The following is a 16,331-nucleotide window of genomic DNA, read 5'->3' on the forward strand; positions in this document are numbered from 1 at the left end:
CATTTGCGACGGTCATCTCTACATGCTGGAAAATCTGCTGCAGCACTTCGGTTACCCGGCCCTCGCGTTGGGCACCTTTCTCGAAGGCGAAATGTCGCTGTTGCTAGCGGCCTATCTGGCGCTACGCGGCATCCTGCAGATCGAGCTGGTGATGCTGTTCGCATTCATCGGTACCTACGCCAGCGACCAGCTGTGGTTCCACCTGGGCCGCCGTCACGGCCGCCGCATTCTCGAACGCAAGCCCAAGTGGCAGGCGCTGAGCGACAAGGCCCTGGTGTACCTGCGCCGCCACCCTGACCTGTGGGTGCTGGGCTTTCGCTTCTTCTATGGCATGCGCACGGTGATGCCACTGGCCATCGGCATTTCCGGTTACCCGCGACGCCGCTACGTGATTCTCGACGCCATTGGTGCGGCCATCTGGGCCATCGCGCTCGGCACCCTGGCCTACAAGCTCGGCCGCGCACTGGAAGGCCTGCTCGGCGAACTGCACGAGATCCAGGCCTATCTGTTCGGCGTCCTGCTGGTGATCGGCTTGGGCGTCTGGCTGTACCGGCGCAGACAGCGCGAGGGCTAGTCAGCGCCAGCTTGACGAACGCGGCGCAGACGTTCAAAAGGCTGTAACAATCTCACGACTGCCCAGTCATATCTTCAGGCAGGTTTTTCTCAAGCGAGCGCTGCATTCGACGTAGTGCTGGCCCTTCATCAGGAGTTGGTCGATGAACAAGAAAGTTGCAGTGATCCTTTCCGGTTGCGGCGTCTACGACGGCGCGGAGATCCACGAAAGCGTCATCACCCTGCTGCGCCTCGATCAGCGCGGTGCCCAGGTGCAGTGCTTCGCGCCCGATATCGATCAGGCCCACGTGATCAACCACCTCAAGGGCGAGGAAATGCAGCCCGCCCGCAACGTGCTGGTGGAGTCGGCCCGCATCGCCCGCGGCAACGTCAAGGACGTGCGCGAGCTGCGTGCCGACAACTTCGATGCGCTGATCATCCCGGGCGGCTTCGGCGCCGCCAAGAACCTCAGCGACTTCGCAAGCAAGGGCGCCGACTGCAGCGTGCAGCCCGATGTACTGGCCGCCGCGCAATCCTTCGTAAGCGCCGCCAAACCCATCGGCCTGATGTGTATCGCTCCGGCCATGGCCGCGCGCATCTTTGGCGCCGGCGTGACCTGCACCATCGGCAACGACGCCGATACCGCCGCCGCGCTCGGCAAGATGGGCGCCGAACACGTCGAGTGCCATGTGGAAGAAATCGTCGAAGACACCGAGCGCAAGCTGGTCACCACCCCGGCCTACATGCTCGCCAACTCCATCGCCGAAGCGGCCTCGGGCATCAACAAGCTGGTGGATCGGGTGCTGGAACTGACTCACGAGTGACGACCAGCTGCGCGTCGGCTCTGCGGCGTTAAAAACGGGTTCGGAATGCTCATGTACAAAAGTACACTCCGCTTCCTCACCCGTTTTTGCCTTGCAGAGCTCTAGCTCGCAAGCTCGTCGTCAGCGAAGCCTCAACCCCGCGCCAAACGCGTCAGCAAGCGATCCAGCGAATTGGCGAAGGCCTGGCGATCCTTGTCGCCATAGGCCGCCTGGCCACCACCGAGCTGCCCCTGCTCACGCAGATCGGTGAACAGGTTACGCACCGCCAGGCGCTCGCCCATGTTGCGTTCGTCGAACTCGCGCCCACGGGGATCCAGCGCCAGCACGCCCTTTTTGACCAGTCGATCGGCCAGCGGCACGTCGCTGCAGATCACCAGCTCACCCGGTACAGCGTGCTCTACCAGGTAATCGTCCGCCGCATCGGGGCCACTCGGCACCACGATCAGCTTCACGCAGGCGAAGTTGGGCCGCGCCACAGCCTGGCCAGCGACCAGCACCACCTCGAAATTACGCTTGAGGGCGAACTTGACCACCTGATCGCGGGCCAGCCGCGGGCAGGCGTCGGCGTCGATCCAGACACGCATGCTTAGAGCGGTGCGCGGCGCACGGTGGCGAGCAGCGCTGCCGCACCCACAAACAGGGCACCAAAACTGCGGTTCATGATGCGCTGCTGGCGCGGCGTACGCAGCAGACGCAGCACCCGCACGGCCAGGCCGGTGTAGCCAGCCATGACGATCAGGTCGACGGTGACCATGGTCACGCCGATGATCAGGTACTGCTCGGTCAGCGGCGCATGGGGATTGATGAACTGCGGCAGCACCGCGAGCATAAACACGATGGCCTTGGGGTTGCCGAAGTTGACCAGAAAGCCACGCAGCACCAGGCTCAGCGGCCGACCGATGGGGCGCTCGCCCGCGACGTTCATGTCCGCCGGCTCGGCGCTCCATTGGCGCCAGCCCAGATAGACCAGATAGGCCACGCCGAACCATTTGATCAGGCTGAACGCCAGGGCCGAGGTGGCCAGCACCGCGCCGACGCCCGCCGCGACGATGGCAATCTGCAGCGCCAGGCCCAGTTGCAGGCCCAGGGCATTCCAGTAGCCGCGCCAGAAACCGTATTGCAGCCCCGCCGACATCGAGGCGATGGCCCCGGCACCCGGCGACAGGCTGATCAGCCAACAGGCGACGAAGAAAGCGAGCCAGGTTTCCAGAGCCATGATGGCGACCTCGGTGAGGGATTAGCGAAACGTCGAAATTACCGGAATTGCCGCAATCGCGGCAGGGGCTGCAGGCGCTATTTCACAGGCGGCGCACGCAACCCCAAATGCGTACCGTGGCACAGTCTCGATTAAGGCTCGATCTTGCGGGCCGTCGGCAGCTCGCCGTTGCGCCAGCGGCGTACCGCTTTCTGGAAGAACAGGCTGTTGGGAATCTGCAGCCAGGTGCCCGGCGCATCGCCGGTCAGGTCTTCCAGGGTGGTGTAGAACAGGTTGATGGCCAGCACGCGACCGCGCACGCCCGGCTTGTCGGCGCTTTCCAGCACCTCCACGCAATCACCGATACGAAACGGCCCGAGGGCGAAGATCAGCAGCGTGCAGAACATGTTGGAGAGCACGCTCCAGATCGCGAAGAAGGCGATCGCCGCCACCGCCACGAAACCGGTGAGCGCGCCCCACAGCACCTGGGCGGACACGCCGAGGCGCTCGAGCACCAGCATGATGGCGCTACCGAGGATCAGCCAGCGGGTCAGGCCGCGCAACGGCATAAGCAGCTCCGGCGGCAACTGCGGGTAACGCTGGCCCAGACGGGTGATACCGCGGGTGAGGATGCGCTGAGCAACCCATGCCAGGATGAGGATCAGCAGCACCTGGCCGGCGCGCATCAGCGGCTGGCTCCAGGACACCAGCCAGGCCCAATCGATCAGCTCCAGGTTCAAACCACGGCCTCCAGTTCACGTTGCAATGCTTCGAGGGTTTCCAGAGCTTCGAGCCAGCCCTCCTCCAGTTCGGCCTCACGCGCTTTTAGCTGCGCCTGTTCGGCCAGGGCCTGGCGCAGCTCGTCCTTGCGAGCGGCCTCGTAGATCCCGCTATCGCCCAGACGCTCTTCCAGCGCCGCGAGCTTGGCCTGCACCTGACCAAGCTCGGCTTCGAGCTTGTCGGCCGCCTTCTTGTGCGGCGCCAGTTGCTGACGCAGCGCTGCGGCGGCCTGGCGCTGGCCACGCTTGTCGTTGCCGGCACCGGCAGCCGGTGCGGCGGCGACCGGCGCGGCCTGGCGCTGGCGGTAGTCGACCAGCCAGCGGGCGTAATCCTCCAGGTCACCGTCGAACGGCGCCACGCGGCCATCGGCCACCAGCAGGAATTCGTCAGTGGTGCTCTTGAGCAGGTGACGATCGTGGGACACCACCACCACGGCGCCGGCGAACTCCTGCAGGGCCATGGTCAACGCCAGGCGCATTTCCAGGTCGAGGTGGTTGGTCGGCTCATCGAGCAGCAGCAGGTTGGGCTTGCCCCAGGCGATCAGCGCCAGGGCCAGGCGCGCCTTCTCACCACCGGAGAAATTCAGCACCGGCTCGTCGCAGCGCGGGCCGCGGAAGTCGAAACCACCGAGGAAGTCGCGCAGCGTCTGCTCACGCTCGGTCGGCGCGATGCGCTGCAGGTGCAGCAGCGGGCTGGCTTTGTCGTCCAGAGCATCGAGCTGGTGCTGGGCGAAGTAGCCGATCACCAGGTTCTCGCCGCGGGTCAGGCTGCCGCTCAGTGGCTGCAGCTCGGCAGAGAGGTTCTTGATCAGCGTCGACTTGCCCGCGCCGTTGGGGCCGAGCAGGCCGATGCGCGCGCCCGGCACCAGGCTCAGTTTGACCTGCTGCAGGATGGTCTTGTCGCCATAACCCAGGCGCCCTTCGCTGAGGCTGAGCAGCGGTGTAGAAATCTTGTCGGCCTCGCGGAACACGAAGTCGAAGGGCGAATCGACGTGGGCCGCGCTCAGCTCTTCCATGCGTTCCAGGGCCTTGATGCGGCTCTGCGCCTGACGGGCCTTGGTGGCCTGGGCCTTGAAGCGGGCGATGTACTTTTCCATGTGCGCGCGCTGCGCCTGCTGCTTCTCGTACGCCTGCTGCTGCTGGGCCAGGCGTTCGGCGCGAGTGCGCTCGAAGGCCGAGTAGCCACCGCGGTACAGGGTCAGCTTGCGCTGCTCGACGTGAGCGACGTGATCGACCACCGCATCGAGGAAGTCCCGGTCGTGGGAAATCAGCAGCAAGGTGCCGGGATAGCTCTGTAGCCAGCCTTCGAGCCACAGGATCGCATCCAGATCCAGGTGGTTGGTCGGCTCGTCGAGCAGCAGCAGGTCGGACGGGCACATCAGCGCCTGGGCCAGGTTCAGGCGCATGCGCCAGCCACCGGAGAAGTCGCCGACGCGGCGATCCATCTGCGCATTGTCGAAGCCCAGGCCGGCCAGCAACTTGCGCGCCCGGGCATCTGCCGTGTAGCCGTCGGCGCTGTCCAGCTCGCTGTGCAGGCGGGCGATAGCGGCGCCGTCATGGCCCTGCTCGGCCGCGGCCAGCTCACGCTGCACGCGGCGCAGGTGGTGGTCGCCATCGAGCACGTAGTCCACGGCCAGGCGGTCGAGGGTGTCGACCTCCTGGCGCATATGGGCGATGCGCCAGTCGCCGGGCAGCAGGCAATCGCCGGAATCGGGCGTCAACTCGCCGCGCAGCAGCGCGAACAGGCTGGACTTGCCGGCGCCATTGGCACCGATCAGGCCGGCCTTGTGGCCGGCGTGCAGGGTCAGCTCGGCGTTCTCGAGCAAACGCTGAGGGCCACGCTGTAGGGTAAGATTCTGGAGTCGGATCATAATGGCGGCGGATTCTACCAGAGTCCCCCGCCGCATACTCGGAGCACGCATGAGCGCTGACCTGTGGACCTTCGCCACCACCCTCTACGCCCGCCCAGGCGTGGGAGCCGCCTGCCTGGAACTGCAGGCCGCCGGCGCGGACGTCTGTCTGCTGCTCTGCGGCCTGTGGCTGGATAGCCGTGGTGTGGCCCATGACACGGATCGCGAAGCGCAGCTGCGCCAGATCGCCGAGCCGTGGCAGCGAGAGGTGGTAAAACCGCTGCGAGCGCTGCGCCAGGGTTGGCGCGAAGCGGCTGGCCAGGATTCGGCACTGAGCGGCCTGCGTGAGCGGATTAAACAGCTGGAGCTGGAGGCTGAGCGGGAGCAGTTGGGGCGGTTGCAGGCGCTGGCGGAGGGGTGGGGTCATAAGCCGAGTGACCAAGATCGGCGGTGGCTGGACGTTTTTTCGCCAATGGGGCATGAAGAGCCACGAGCGGCGCTATATGACGCAAGCTCGTTCTAAAACGCTGATAAGGAAAACGATTAACCCTCGACCGCAGGCTGGGGTCGAGGATCGGGGGAAAGAGGCAGAATTTTAAACCCCGCCCTATTCATCAAACCAGGGCATTAAACACCCATCCAAAACATGACTTACAGCCATTACCAGCCGATACAGCCCTACTTCAAAACGCCTAGGTTCTCCATTGAAGCGGGGACTTTTCCGCTCTCATCAACCAGATCAATTGTACAGCCCTTAGCAGAGCGCCTTTGGGTAAGCGTATATGTAGCACCCTGCACTGGTATAAAACTTATGCCAGCAGAGCACTCGAAATTGAGACCATAGTTGTTATAGCTGGATACAACATAGCTGGCCTTGAAATATTTACGCTCACCTGCCGGCACATACACCGACGTTGACTGTTTTACAAAATGTCCGTGCTCGATAAGGCGCCCCGATCTTTCAGTCATCTCAAAGCGCGGATTATCGAACATCCTCAGCGCCTGAAGCTCACCGAGATTTAACGCCATTCTTGTATAGATTATTTTGGCAGCATCGGAAGTGTCCGCCATAGGAGGAATCACTTTTACGCATCCCTGCAAGGCAGCCATAGCAGTCAAAATTATGTGGACAATTTTCATATAACTGCCAGAGCAACCCCAAAAAATTCATTAAGCAGAAAAAAGGAACAGATCTATCGTGTAGCGACCATACGCCCATCGTTTGCATAATCATTTCCTTCCATTTAGGCCTTCAGCTTAGCCAATCAGGAGGAAAATAAATCTGTCCCTTTTCTACCGACTCATGGATCTCATGCGTCGAATACGACACCTTTGAGAAAAATAAATCCCCTTCCATTAAGGCGCCGGCATGCCTGGAAATACCTTTCTCCATAATATTTCTTCCAAATAGGCTTTGGCGTCCTCCTCATCATCTGCTGGATAAATGACATAAACATCATTATCGAGCATCTCAACTAGGCAAACAGAAGGATCATTAAAAAGCTCAAGCAGCTCACTCTCTATTACCGCTCTCTGCTGCTTATCATTAAGCACGCGATCCAAAGCAGAAAATGCCTCACCTTCATCAAAACCAACATCTGCCGAGAATATTGAGCAAAGTAAGTTTTTTATAACGCGATAGTCCTGCATAACATTACCTAGATGGGAATATGGTTATAGTTTCCCATTTCTTTGTAACGGGATTCAATTCATAAGTAGCCTGAACACTTCTGAGATCATTTACTTTTCTTGGCGCCCCCATCAACTCTGGGTTCAATTTACTTCCTCCAACACGCTCAAAACCACGACCTAGACTAATACCTAGATCACCGACATCCGCCGGCTTCACTGTAACGATAGTTGCACCTGGGTTTTTTGCAATAGCTGCCTGTAAAGCCCCACCGTTACGGACAGCCTGATCTGCTCTTACGAGCAACTGATCAGAATGAAATGCAGATGACATTGGCGGAACTACAGTCTTATTATTAGGTGCTTTTACATGGCCGTCGGGCGCGATACCTGAGGTTGCCCGGTATAGAAGCTGCTCGTCAGTCACACTTCCACCATGACGAGCAAGGGAGTGGGCATTTGGATGACTTGTAATCAAATCTAGATGATTAGGATCAATTTTCGCTGATGTTCCCTGCGGGCTAGTTCCCTTTACGCCACCAGTGCCAGTTATTGCAGGCGCCTTTATACCGCCAGCCCTACCAAGCCCGCCGGTGGCACCATCCCTCATAAGTTCAGCGAGTGCAATTTGGAACTCAGTATTAGCACCGAGCTCTGAGGCCATTTTTTGCATTGCCGATGAATTACTTTGCCCTATGGACGCCCCAAGGACCAAAGCAGTACCGATCTCCCCTTCACGAGCCAACTTCCTTGCCAGTTCGTGAACAAGAGGCTCTTCAGCAACAAGCCGATTCAGAATCGCATCACAAGTGCCAGGAGAACTGTCACAAAGAGCAGTGATTCCATCATTTCTAGAAGCGTCTAGTTCTGCGTAACGCTCTCTAACCTCAGACTTGGGAAAAGGGGACAGATTTATTTTTGGGGCTGTCGCTTGGGCCTGCCCTGACCTCGTAGTTCTACCCGCTTCCCTTGGATTCTTTCTATTTCATCCAAAAAACGAGCACTCCCGGTTAGCTGCCCCCTCTGTAGTGCTGCACGGATCAGCTCAATCTCGCTCGATGGAATGGCTTGACGCATGAATTCCATGTATCGGATACGACGCCTTTCAGCCGTGTGGCCAAGTGCAGTGAAGCAGGGATCTATATCCAGCCAATCGCTATTCGCCTGCTCCGTTACCCGCATCCGATGGCTCGACCAGGGATAATCAACCGCTTCAGCAACCATACGAGCTCGAACCGGATTCAGCTCGATATAGCGACAGCAGGCAAGCAAGTAGGCGTCTGACTCAACTACGCTGGACTTGTAGCGACTCTCCCAGAGAGTGCCGGTGCGACCTTCTAGACGATTTCGATAGCGCGTAGCACGTGCTGCCAGCGCCTTCATCAACTGCCCCAACCCAGCGATGGCCTCGCCGGGCGCCAGCAGCAGATGAACGTGATTCGTCATCAGGCAATAAGCGTAGACCTTGACCCCGAACGCATCTTTCAACTCGCGTAGGTCTGCTATGTAACGCTGATAGTCCTGCTCAGTGGCAAACACCACCTGCCGGTTATGCCCTCGCTGCACCACATGATGTGGGCAGTTCGGCAATACAATCCGTCCCATCCTTGGCATAACGATCTCCTTAACGATCTCCTTCCATTGAGATCTTCAGCTTAGCCAATCAGGAGAAAAATAAATCTGTCCCCTTTTCCCTCTTTCAGGGTCTGTGCCCTTTTCCTCGCATCACCCAACCACATCACCAACCAAAATTTTTTTTAATCGTTCTCCAGCGGTAGTTATCTCGCTAGTGGATAGCGGCGTATAGCTAACAACAATCAACACACCCCCGGCCAATTCCGACGCCTCCTCAACGTGCCCCTTGAGACAGCTAATAAGCTGTTGAGGGCTTTTCCCAAATGCGCGAAGGCACAACTCCTCATCGAAATAATTAGCCGCATTTATACGAAAAACACCCTCTCTCCCATTAACATCTTTTCCTGTAGCATCACATTCAGCTAATACTGCCGGCCAGTCGCTTCTAGTAACCGACCAATCATGCAGCGCAGCTCTATAAGCGCCAAAAGCATGTACGTATGCAGGGAAAATCCTTTTCAACAAGTCGGAATAATCAACTTTGGCGTAAGAAAACTCAACGAATAGGGAGTCATCAAACTGAGCATCATCCTCTAGGTATTTTTCACTTCTAAGAGAATACGTAACTCGGCCCTTTATTCCCTTTGGAAGAAACTTATCTAAAGAAACAGAAACAACAAGTTCGCCCTCAATATCGGGAACATCTATAGCACCGGCCAAATCCCATGGCTTGCCTAAGCCGGACAACTTTTCGAGAAAATCTTCGTGCCGCTTTCCAATCGGCTCTGAAAATTTTGGTCTATGACGAAATTCAAGCTTATGCGTAGTCATCAGGGTGCAACCCTCACAGTAATATTCCTGATATTTTGCTCAATCAAAATATCAGTTGCCCTATCAGCCGCTTTTTGACTTGGAAATTCAAAAACGGCTTTGATACCAGGATTTTGCTTCAACGCACTCGATACTCGCTGAAGACTTTGGATCTGCTTATTAAACGATGTCAGCGCTGTTTTTCGGTCAATTAAGATAATTCCATCGACATCCTCAACGCCATCAAACTTCACGAAATTGTTACCGTTAGGATTGGGGTTGTCAAACCGTATTGCAGGCACAGCCTTACGCTGCGACAGAACGTCTGAAAATGCTCCTGTCGTACCAGCCTCGAATTTCACGAACGGCTTACTAAAGTCTCCCTGAGGTTCTTGCACGAAGATCAAACCTTTATTTTCGCCCTCGAGCTTGCGTGCGTCTTTTATGGTCAATACATCGACCTTCGAAAGATCCAATCTCCCCAATGCAGGCGCTGGGTTCTCTTTTGGCACCCCAACCGGTGAACTCGGAGTATTCTTGGACGCCAAGGCCTGATTAGCAACGCGAATATCCTGAGTTAGCTTAGACTCCGCCGCTTTCTCAAATGGTGCCAATTCAGCACTAGGAGCTTTACCTGAAAGAAGATTATCAAGTTTACTAGCTACTTTGAACACGCTATCAGGCACAAGCTTGCCAGCCTTCTCGAGCGTGATAAATATTCCAGCAAGCTTAGCGGCCTTGGCTGTCGGCCCGACAAGGTCCAATAATCCAGGTTCGATAATCTCTCCAGCCGTCGAGAAACCATCAGCTACCGCTTTTGCAGAGCGAGCATACTGATCTCGGCTTTCTCTCCAACCTGGAACCAACTGATCGAGCTCTGCATCGCTTTTCTGCATGTATTCAAGGAGCTGCTGGCTAGCAGCCAATTCTTGTTCGAGCGATGCTTGGTACGCCTCGAAGGCGCGCAGCTTTACAGTGGCGTCAAAAGCCTCCTTGTTATTGCCAAGCGCAACCAAGTCTTTATTTTGTTTGTAAGCCAACTTATCCGCTGCAATTCGCAAATCAACATTATCGAGGTCGGAGCTTTGATACCCCGCCATTACCTCAACAAAGATCTGAGCATCACCACTCAACCCAGATTTAGCAGCCAGCTCACTTAGCGCCAACTTACCTTGCTCGACTTCGGCCTTGATTACGTCACAATTCCCGTTAATCGAACATGCATTCAGTTTCTTATCATTTTCAGCACTACGCTCTCGGTATTTATTTTTGATATCACGCTCGCACCCCTTATCTGCCTGACACTTGCGCAGATCAAGTTCCATCTCAGCAACATCGCGGTGCGTAAGGTAATTATAAGTAGCCGAGCTTTTCGCGATATCAGCGCCCAACTGAGCTTCACCACCCGTGGCGCCAGCGGCCGCCACCCCAACTAGCTGAGCTGCCATTTGCAGGAGCTGATCATCGCCATGGGCAAGTACATCCAGCTGTTTGATCATGGCTTCATTCGCACCAGCGGCCAGAGCCCCTGTTGCGAAAGAGCCGCCAGCAGCTTCGCTGAGCAAACCACCGACCATGGCATGCAGGACAACTTTGTTTACACTGCCATCATCCCAGCCGTTGTAATGCCCGTAGTCACCAACAGCGTTAAAGGCAATCGCCTGCAATGTGTTTTGCAGCTGGCTACTCAAAGCGCCTGTCAGGTTGTCTTTATAACTTCCACCATTTATGGCCGTACCAACGCTCGCCTGAACGGCACCATTGGCTGCAACTTGCTTTGCATAGCCCAAGGCACCGTCTAACGTCCCGACGTCATGGCCAAATGTATATTTTTGAGTGGCGTCAGTACCTGAGAGATGAGGCGTGACCACCCCCGCGACTATCCCAGCGCTGATACCCGCCGCGGCATAGTTTTTAAGGTTTTCACTGGAATGGCTTTCCTTGAAAGCGCCCAGCGGATTGCTTGGGTCGTTAGCGAGAAGAATGGCGCCTTGCACAGCATGAGCAGTGGCGAATGCACCGACACCGGTGCCAATCGCCGAAGCCGTCAAGCCAGAGGCAATACCAGCATTTGCTAGGCCATTAGCGACTGCACCGGCTAGGGCCGATGCAGCGCCAGCAGTAAGAACGGTAACGACGATGGCGATGATGACCATCGCACCACCACCCAGTCCGGAATGGCTGTACTTGAAGCTGTCGTGAATTTCCTTCACGCGATGCCAGTCGACATCCCCACGCTTCTCCGCTTCCTTGATCCAGGCCAACTCAGGATCGGCGGCGACCATCGCGTCGATGGTCTGGCTTACGGTTTTCTGGTTGATCTCCTTGATATCGATTCGCAGGCCTTCTACAGCCTTGATAACGGTCTCGCCTTTGGCGACCAGAACGCTCTGCTGCAGGGTTTCGTCGGTTTTTCCTTCACCTTTGGTAGAGGTCCACAGGAAGCCGTTCTTGCTCTTCTCATGACTCTCCTGATCCAGATCCTTCACCGCCTCAAAGGTAATCGCGCCGCCGCTGTCCAAGGTCAGGTTGTTACCGCTTTCCAGGCGGGCCTTCTGATACAGCTGGTCGCCTTCACTGATCAGGCTGAGGTTGCCGCCGGTGGTGATGGTGCTGCCGATATTGCGCACGGTGGTCGTTTCGTCGCGCTGGGTTTCCTTGCTGCCCCAGCCGCCCTTTTTCTTCTTGTCGTACAGCGAATAGTCGGTGTTCTGGTTGGCAATCAGCGCCAGTTGCTCGCCTGAGTAGAGGTAGGCTTCGTTACCGGCCTTGAGGTGGCTGGAGGCGAGAACAAGATTGCCGTCTGCCTGCGCGTTCAGGTTGCCACCGGCTTCGATGACCGAGGCCACCTGCTTGACGTGGTCCTCCTGGGAGACAACCTTCTTGCCGCCGCTCTTGCGGTAGTAATCGGAGTGGCTTTCGTCCGCTGCAGAGGTGATGGTCATATCACCGCCAGCATCGAGGTCGATGTTTCCACCGGCCTTGACGGTGCTGCCAACAACCAGCAGATCACGACCGGCAACGGCCTCCAGATCACGGCCAACCTGCACGTCGCTGCCGTACTGGGTGATGCTGTTCTGGTAGGAGTGGCCTTTACGGTCCCACTTGTTCTGGCGGTTCTCGGCCTCGGCCGAGCCAAGGATCAGGTCATTACCAGCTTCCAGGCTGGCATCGCGGCCCGCGCTGATGGCGCCGCCGATATTGCGGATATCGTTGCCGGCACTCACCTGCAGGTCATTGCCCGCCTCGATGCGTGCCGCACTGTCGACGAAGCTCTGCTGACGATCGGTATTGCGGGTGGTGCTGTGGTGGGTGCTGACGGTGCGCTCGTTGACCACATCACCGGCCACAGCGACCAGGCTGACGTCCTGGCCTTTGAGAATGCCGCCCTGGCTGTTGCGGATGCTCTCGCCGGCCAGCAGAGACAAGCGCCCGTCGGCGTGCATCAGGCCGCTGTTGGCGATGTTCTGCTGCGCGGTCAAGGTCAGGTTCTGGGTGGCACGCAGGGTGCCGCTGTTGACCAGGTTACTGCCGGAGATAAGCGCGACGTCGCGGCCCTGGATCAAGGCACCACCAGGCGCCAGGCGCCCTTCAGCCTGGGCCAGGTAGACAACGGGCACCAGCACCTTCTGGCCGCTTACCTCGCGCTCTTCCATCCACACGATGTCGTGCGTCAGGGCCGCGACCTGTTCAGCCGACAAACCAACGCCCACGGACAGCTGCAGCGCCTCCTTGCTGGCGATTGCGTTGTCCATCAGATACTTGAACTGGGCTTCGTCGCTATCCAGCCCAGCCAGGAAGCGCTGGCCGGTACGGGCGCGCACGGCATCGCGCACCAGGCGCTGTTCGTAGAAGCCATCGCCCAGACGGCGCTGCATTTCGTCCGGGTCGTAGCCCAGCAGGCCGAGCATGTAATCGGAGTTGAGGAAGTTGCCCAGACTGGCGAAGGCCGGATTGGTCTCGATCAGGTAGGGGTGGCCAGGATTGTTGCTCAGGCTGAACAGGCCGTTTTGCCCTGCCGGGAGCGAGAAGCCTGGCAACGCCAGCGGGTCGACCGCTTTCTGTTGCAGGTCTGGCGGCAGTTGCGGGTTCAGGGTGATCGAGGTGGCAATATCAGTGCCCGGCGCGCTGGTGTCTACCCGCGTGCCGCCATTCACGAAGTTGAAGGAAGGGCGAATGCTGGCATTGCCGATCTGACGGGCTTCGATGGTTACACCATTGGCATCGCCTGACTGCACGATGGCTGCATAGGCCTGGACTGCATCAGGTGTGTAGGTGGAACTGAAATGCTCGAAGCTGCCCTTCAGGACTTGAGTGAGGATGCTATTGAGGTCGGCCTCGACATTGGCGCTGCCGGTGGGCCAGTTGCGGGCGTTGAACCCACGTACAGCGTCGTGAATCCAGCCCTGGGACTTCTCACGCTCGCTGGTAGCGCGACCTTCGGATACGTACTCGCCGGTTTCGGCGCCGACGCTGGTGAAGGTGTCGCCTTTGATATGCACGGCACCATTGGCGGCCAGCATGCTGAAACGGTTGTGGATATCCTGCCCGTCGAGGGTCAGGTTGCCACCGGCCAGCAGGGAGGCGGTTCTGAGATCGCTGACGGCCTGGGTACGGTCGATCTGCTTCAGGCGGTAGCGAACGTTTTCCTTGTCACCGCTGCAGTCGGTGCAATCCGGTGCGTAGAACAGCGCCGCGACCTTGCGGCTGACGACCAGGTTTTCCACTTCATGGGCATTGGTGATCTGCTTGGCGCGAATCGCGATGTTGCCTTCGCTCTCCACGACGCCAGACAGGTTGCTGAACGAGGTCGGCGCATCGCCTTGCTCGTTGGCGACGAATTGCAGATCGCCGACGCTGTAAACATCGCCTCGCTGGTTGGTGAAGTTATCGGCCACCAGCAACATGGACGCGCCACTGAACAGGAAGCCATCTTCGCTGCGGATGTCTGCGGCCTTCAGCGAGAGCTGATTGCCAGCGCCGATGGTGCCGTAGTTTTTAAGGCTCTGTGCCGCGAGGGTCAGCCAGCTACCTGCGGTCATCTGACCACGTGCTACCCACGCACCCAGTGTGCTGAGGTTCGACGTGCCGCCAGCCAGCACCTTGGCATTTTCGCCCATGTCCGCGCTGGCGGCACTGAAGCCCAGGTTGCCCTGAGCGATAAGGGTGCCGTCGCCCTTGTAGTCGCCGGCCAGTTCGAGGCTCAGGTTACCGTTGGTTTCAATGCGCCCGTCGTTGTGCCAGGTATCGCCCTTGGCGACGATGCTATCGCGCGACAGCAATGCAGCGCCGGCTTTCTGGGTGAGTTCGCCGATATCGAGGCTGATACGCCCCGCTTGCAATTCGGTGCTGTTCACCCACTCATCGGCTTGCAGGTCGAGCTGCGCATTGGTCTCGATGCGACCACCGGCCTGACCAAGCTGCTCCATGGTCAGGCCCAGGCTTTGCGAGCCAAGGTGACGGATCAAGCCGCCCTGGTTGGTAAGGCTGCCCGAGTCGATGGCCAGGCTGGCATTGCCGACTTCGATCTTGCCGCCGTCGTTGTTGAGCTTGTCGGCTACCTCGAACTGGCTAGCGCCAGCGGTGCCCAGCGCCCGAATCTGGCCGCTGCGGTTGTCCACTTCCTGGGCCTTTACGGTGACCTGGCTACCGGCCTCGATCAGGCCGCTGGCGTTGTCGAGACGCTCCGCCACCTCGACCTCGATCGCGCCTCCCGCTGCCAAGGTACCGGCGCTGTTGTCAGCCGACTCTGCCTTGATGACCAGCGCCTGACTGGCCACAGCACTGCCGTTCTGGTTGTTCAACTTCTGGTTATCGAGCGTCAGGTTGCCCTGGGCGACGATCTCACCATTGCGGTTGTCGAGTTGTTCGGCTTTGAGGGTGGTGTTGCCCGCGGCGGTGATGGCGCCGCTCTGGTTGTCCAGCTTCTGCAGGTCGGTGTTCAGAGAACCATGGGTGGTCAACTTGCCAGCGTTGCGCACCGTGCCGCCGTCAAGTTGCAGATGGCCTGCGCTGCTGACGGAGCCCTCGGCACGTACACCCGCTTCGATGATGCCGGCATTGTCCAGCTGCGCCGCTTGTACGGCCACGCGCTGGCCCGCAGCCAGGCTTTCTTTTACCTGGACCGTTCCAGGCGAGGTCACCGTCGCATTACGCCCTGCATAGGTATCGGCATTGAGCTCGACGCCCTTGGCCACCAGCGTGACGTCATTGCTGGCCGCCATGCGGTTGGTGGTCAGTTGGCCGTTGGCATCGATCTGGATGTCCCCGGCACTGGCGGCCATGTCGCCGGCCAGCTTCACGCCCACGCCGGCTTCGGTGCCGACCAGGCGGATCGCGCCAGCGTACATACCGCCCAGGGCGGAACTGTCGATGGCCAGTTGCGGCTGCGAGGAGCCGTCATCGGCCTTGGCAGTGGCCTGCAGGGTGGCCACATCGACTTCGTTACGGCCGGCGATGACGTTCAGGCGCTTGGCGTGGATTTCGGCGTTGATCTGCGCGCTGCGGGTGATCAGGTCGAACTGGTCGACGTTGCCCGCATTGAGGCCAGCGCCTTCGATGGCGATGTCGCCGCCATTGACGTCGAAGCGTTGCAGGCGACCGTTGTCGACCACCGGCGCGCCGGTGGTCAGGGTCGCGCGCGGGGTGTTGATGAAACCGCAACCGTCACAGGTGATGCCATGGGGGTTGGCGACGATGACATGCGCACGGCTGCCGGCCACTTCCGTGTAGCCCTTGAGCTGGCTGCGATTGCTGCCGGTCACTTCGTTGAGGATGACGCCCGCGGCGCCGCCACGCAGGTTCGGGTTGCCGGTGATGTAACCGCCCAGCTGGGTCGGTACGAACGCCTGGGCGCCGTTGTTGAGGATCAACCCCTGCTGGCCGACGTTGTAGTCGGTGAATTTGTTGTGCGACAGGCCACTGCCGTTAGGCGTGGCGATGTTCACCACCGGCACGCCATTCTGGGCCTGACCGATGGTGGTGTTGCCGCCCGCCTGGGCATCCACGGTCAGTTGCGCCGCCGAAGCGACGATGGGGTTGAGGAACATCACGCCGGCAAGGATCAGGGCGATGTTCTGGAAGAAGGGGCTACGAACGTCCATGTCAGGGTGCTCCA

At 58.8% G+C, this 16,331-nt stretch carries 13 protein-coding genes; 3 read left to right on the forward strand and 10 right to left on the reverse strand.

From position 1 onward, the window contains the following. The first annotated feature begins 22 nt into the window (after positions 1-22). Together PVA39_RS21215 and elbB are read left to right on the forward strand one after the other, a co-directional pair. Positions 23-574 (forward strand): DedA family protein, encoded by a 552-nt coding sequence (locus PVA39_RS21215; RefSeq protein WP_274125816.1) that lies wholly within the window; start codon positions 23-25, stop codon positions 572-574. Positions 575-716: 142 nt separating this feature from the next. Further along, positions 717-1,376 carry an isoprenoid biosynthesis glyoxalase ElbB gene (gene elbB, locus PVA39_RS21220; protein WP_274125728.1) on the forward strand — a complete coding sequence of 220 codons (660 nt, stop codon included), beginning with the start codon at positions 717-719 and terminating at the stop codon, positions 1,374-1,376. Positions 1,377-1,507: 131 nt separating this feature from the next. On the opposite strand, the gene PVA39_RS21225 is transcribed toward elbB, so the two are convergent. From PVA39_RS21225 to PVA39_RS21240, 4 genes are all read right to left on the reverse strand, one after another. Continuing rightward, on the reverse strand, positions 1,508-1,960 hold the full coding sequence (locus PVA39_RS21225; RefSeq protein ID WP_274125729.1) for a YaiI/YqxD family protein: 453 nt from the start codon (positions 1,958-1,960) through the stop codon (positions 1,508-1,510). 2 nt (positions 1,961-1,962) lie between these two features. Further along, a complete protein-coding gene (gene rhtB / locus PVA39_RS21230; RefSeq protein ID WP_027904350.1) occupies positions 1,963-2,592 on the reverse strand; it encodes a homoserine/homoserine lactone efflux protein in 630 nt (209 codons plus the stop codon). Between the two features lie 131 nt (positions 2,593-2,723). Next, positions 2,724-3,257: a mechanosensitive ion channel family protein gene (locus tag PVA39_RS21235; protein WP_111542222.1), complete on the reverse strand. Its 534-nt coding sequence runs from the start codon at positions 3,255-3,257 to the stop codon at positions 2,724-2,726. A gap of 50 nt (positions 3,258-3,307) precedes the next feature. After that, entirely contained in the window at positions 3,308-5,221 is a 1,914-nt protein-coding gene (locus PVA39_RS21240) for an ATP-binding cassette domain-containing protein (protein WP_274125730.1), read from the reverse strand. A gap of 49 nt (positions 5,222-5,270) precedes the next feature. Between PVA39_RS21240 and PVA39_RS21245 the strand changes: the two genes are divergently transcribed. Next, entirely contained in the window at positions 5,271-5,723 is a 453-nt protein-coding gene (locus tag PVA39_RS21245; RefSeq protein ID WP_274125731.1) for a TIGR02444 family protein, read from the forward strand. 155 nt (positions 5,724-5,878) lie between these two features. Here PVA39_RS21245 and PVA39_RS21250 read toward each other — a convergent pair whose 3' ends face one another. The 6 genes from PVA39_RS21250 to PVA39_RS21275 all read right to left on the reverse strand — a co-directional run bounded on the left by PVA39_RS21250 (position 5,879) and on the right by PVA39_RS21275 (position 16,317). Further along, positions 5,879-6,340, reverse strand: a complete 462-nt coding sequence (locus PVA39_RS21250) for a hypothetical protein (RefSeq protein ID WP_274125732.1) — start codon at positions 6,338-6,340, stop codon at positions 5,879-5,881. A 216-nt stretch (positions 6,341-6,556) separates the two neighbouring features. Then, positions 6,557-6,850 (reverse strand): hypothetical protein, encoded by a 294-nt coding sequence (locus PVA39_RS21255; protein WP_274125733.1) that lies wholly within the window; start codon positions 6,848-6,850, stop codon positions 6,557-6,559. 4 nt (positions 6,851-6,854) lie between these two features. Beyond that, positions 6,855-7,502 carry a hypothetical protein gene (locus tag PVA39_RS21260; protein ID WP_274125734.1) on the reverse strand — a complete coding sequence of 216 codons (648 nt, stop codon included), beginning with the start codon at positions 7,500-7,502 and terminating at the stop codon, positions 6,855-6,857. Positions 7,503-7,741: 239 nt separating this feature from the next. Then, on the reverse strand, positions 7,742-8,443 hold the full coding sequence (locus tag PVA39_RS21265; RefSeq protein WP_274125735.1) for a transposase: 702 nt from the start codon (positions 8,441-8,443) through the stop codon (positions 7,742-7,744). 111 nt (positions 8,444-8,554) lie between these two features. Next, positions 8,555-9,235, reverse strand: coding sequence for a hypothetical protein (locus tag PVA39_RS21270; RefSeq protein ID WP_274125736.1), 681 nt, complete (start codon positions 9,233-9,235; stop codon positions 8,555-8,557). Beyond that, the gene (locus tag PVA39_RS21275) at positions 9,235-16,317 is read right to left on the reverse strand and encodes a two-partner secretion domain-containing protein (protein WP_274125737.1); all 7,083 of its coding nucleotides are present in this window, start codon (positions 16,315-16,317) and stop codon (positions 9,235-9,237) included. The genes PVA39_RS21270 and PVA39_RS21275 overlap by 1 nt, the downstream gene beginning before the upstream one ends. Positions 16,318-16,331 lie beyond the last annotated feature (14 nt).

This window comes from Pseudomonas sp. CNPSo 3701 (assembly GCF_028674975.1).
GTDB lineage: Bacteria > Pseudomonadota > Gammaproteobacteria > Pseudomonadales > Pseudomonadaceae > Aquipseudomonas > Aquipseudomonas straminea.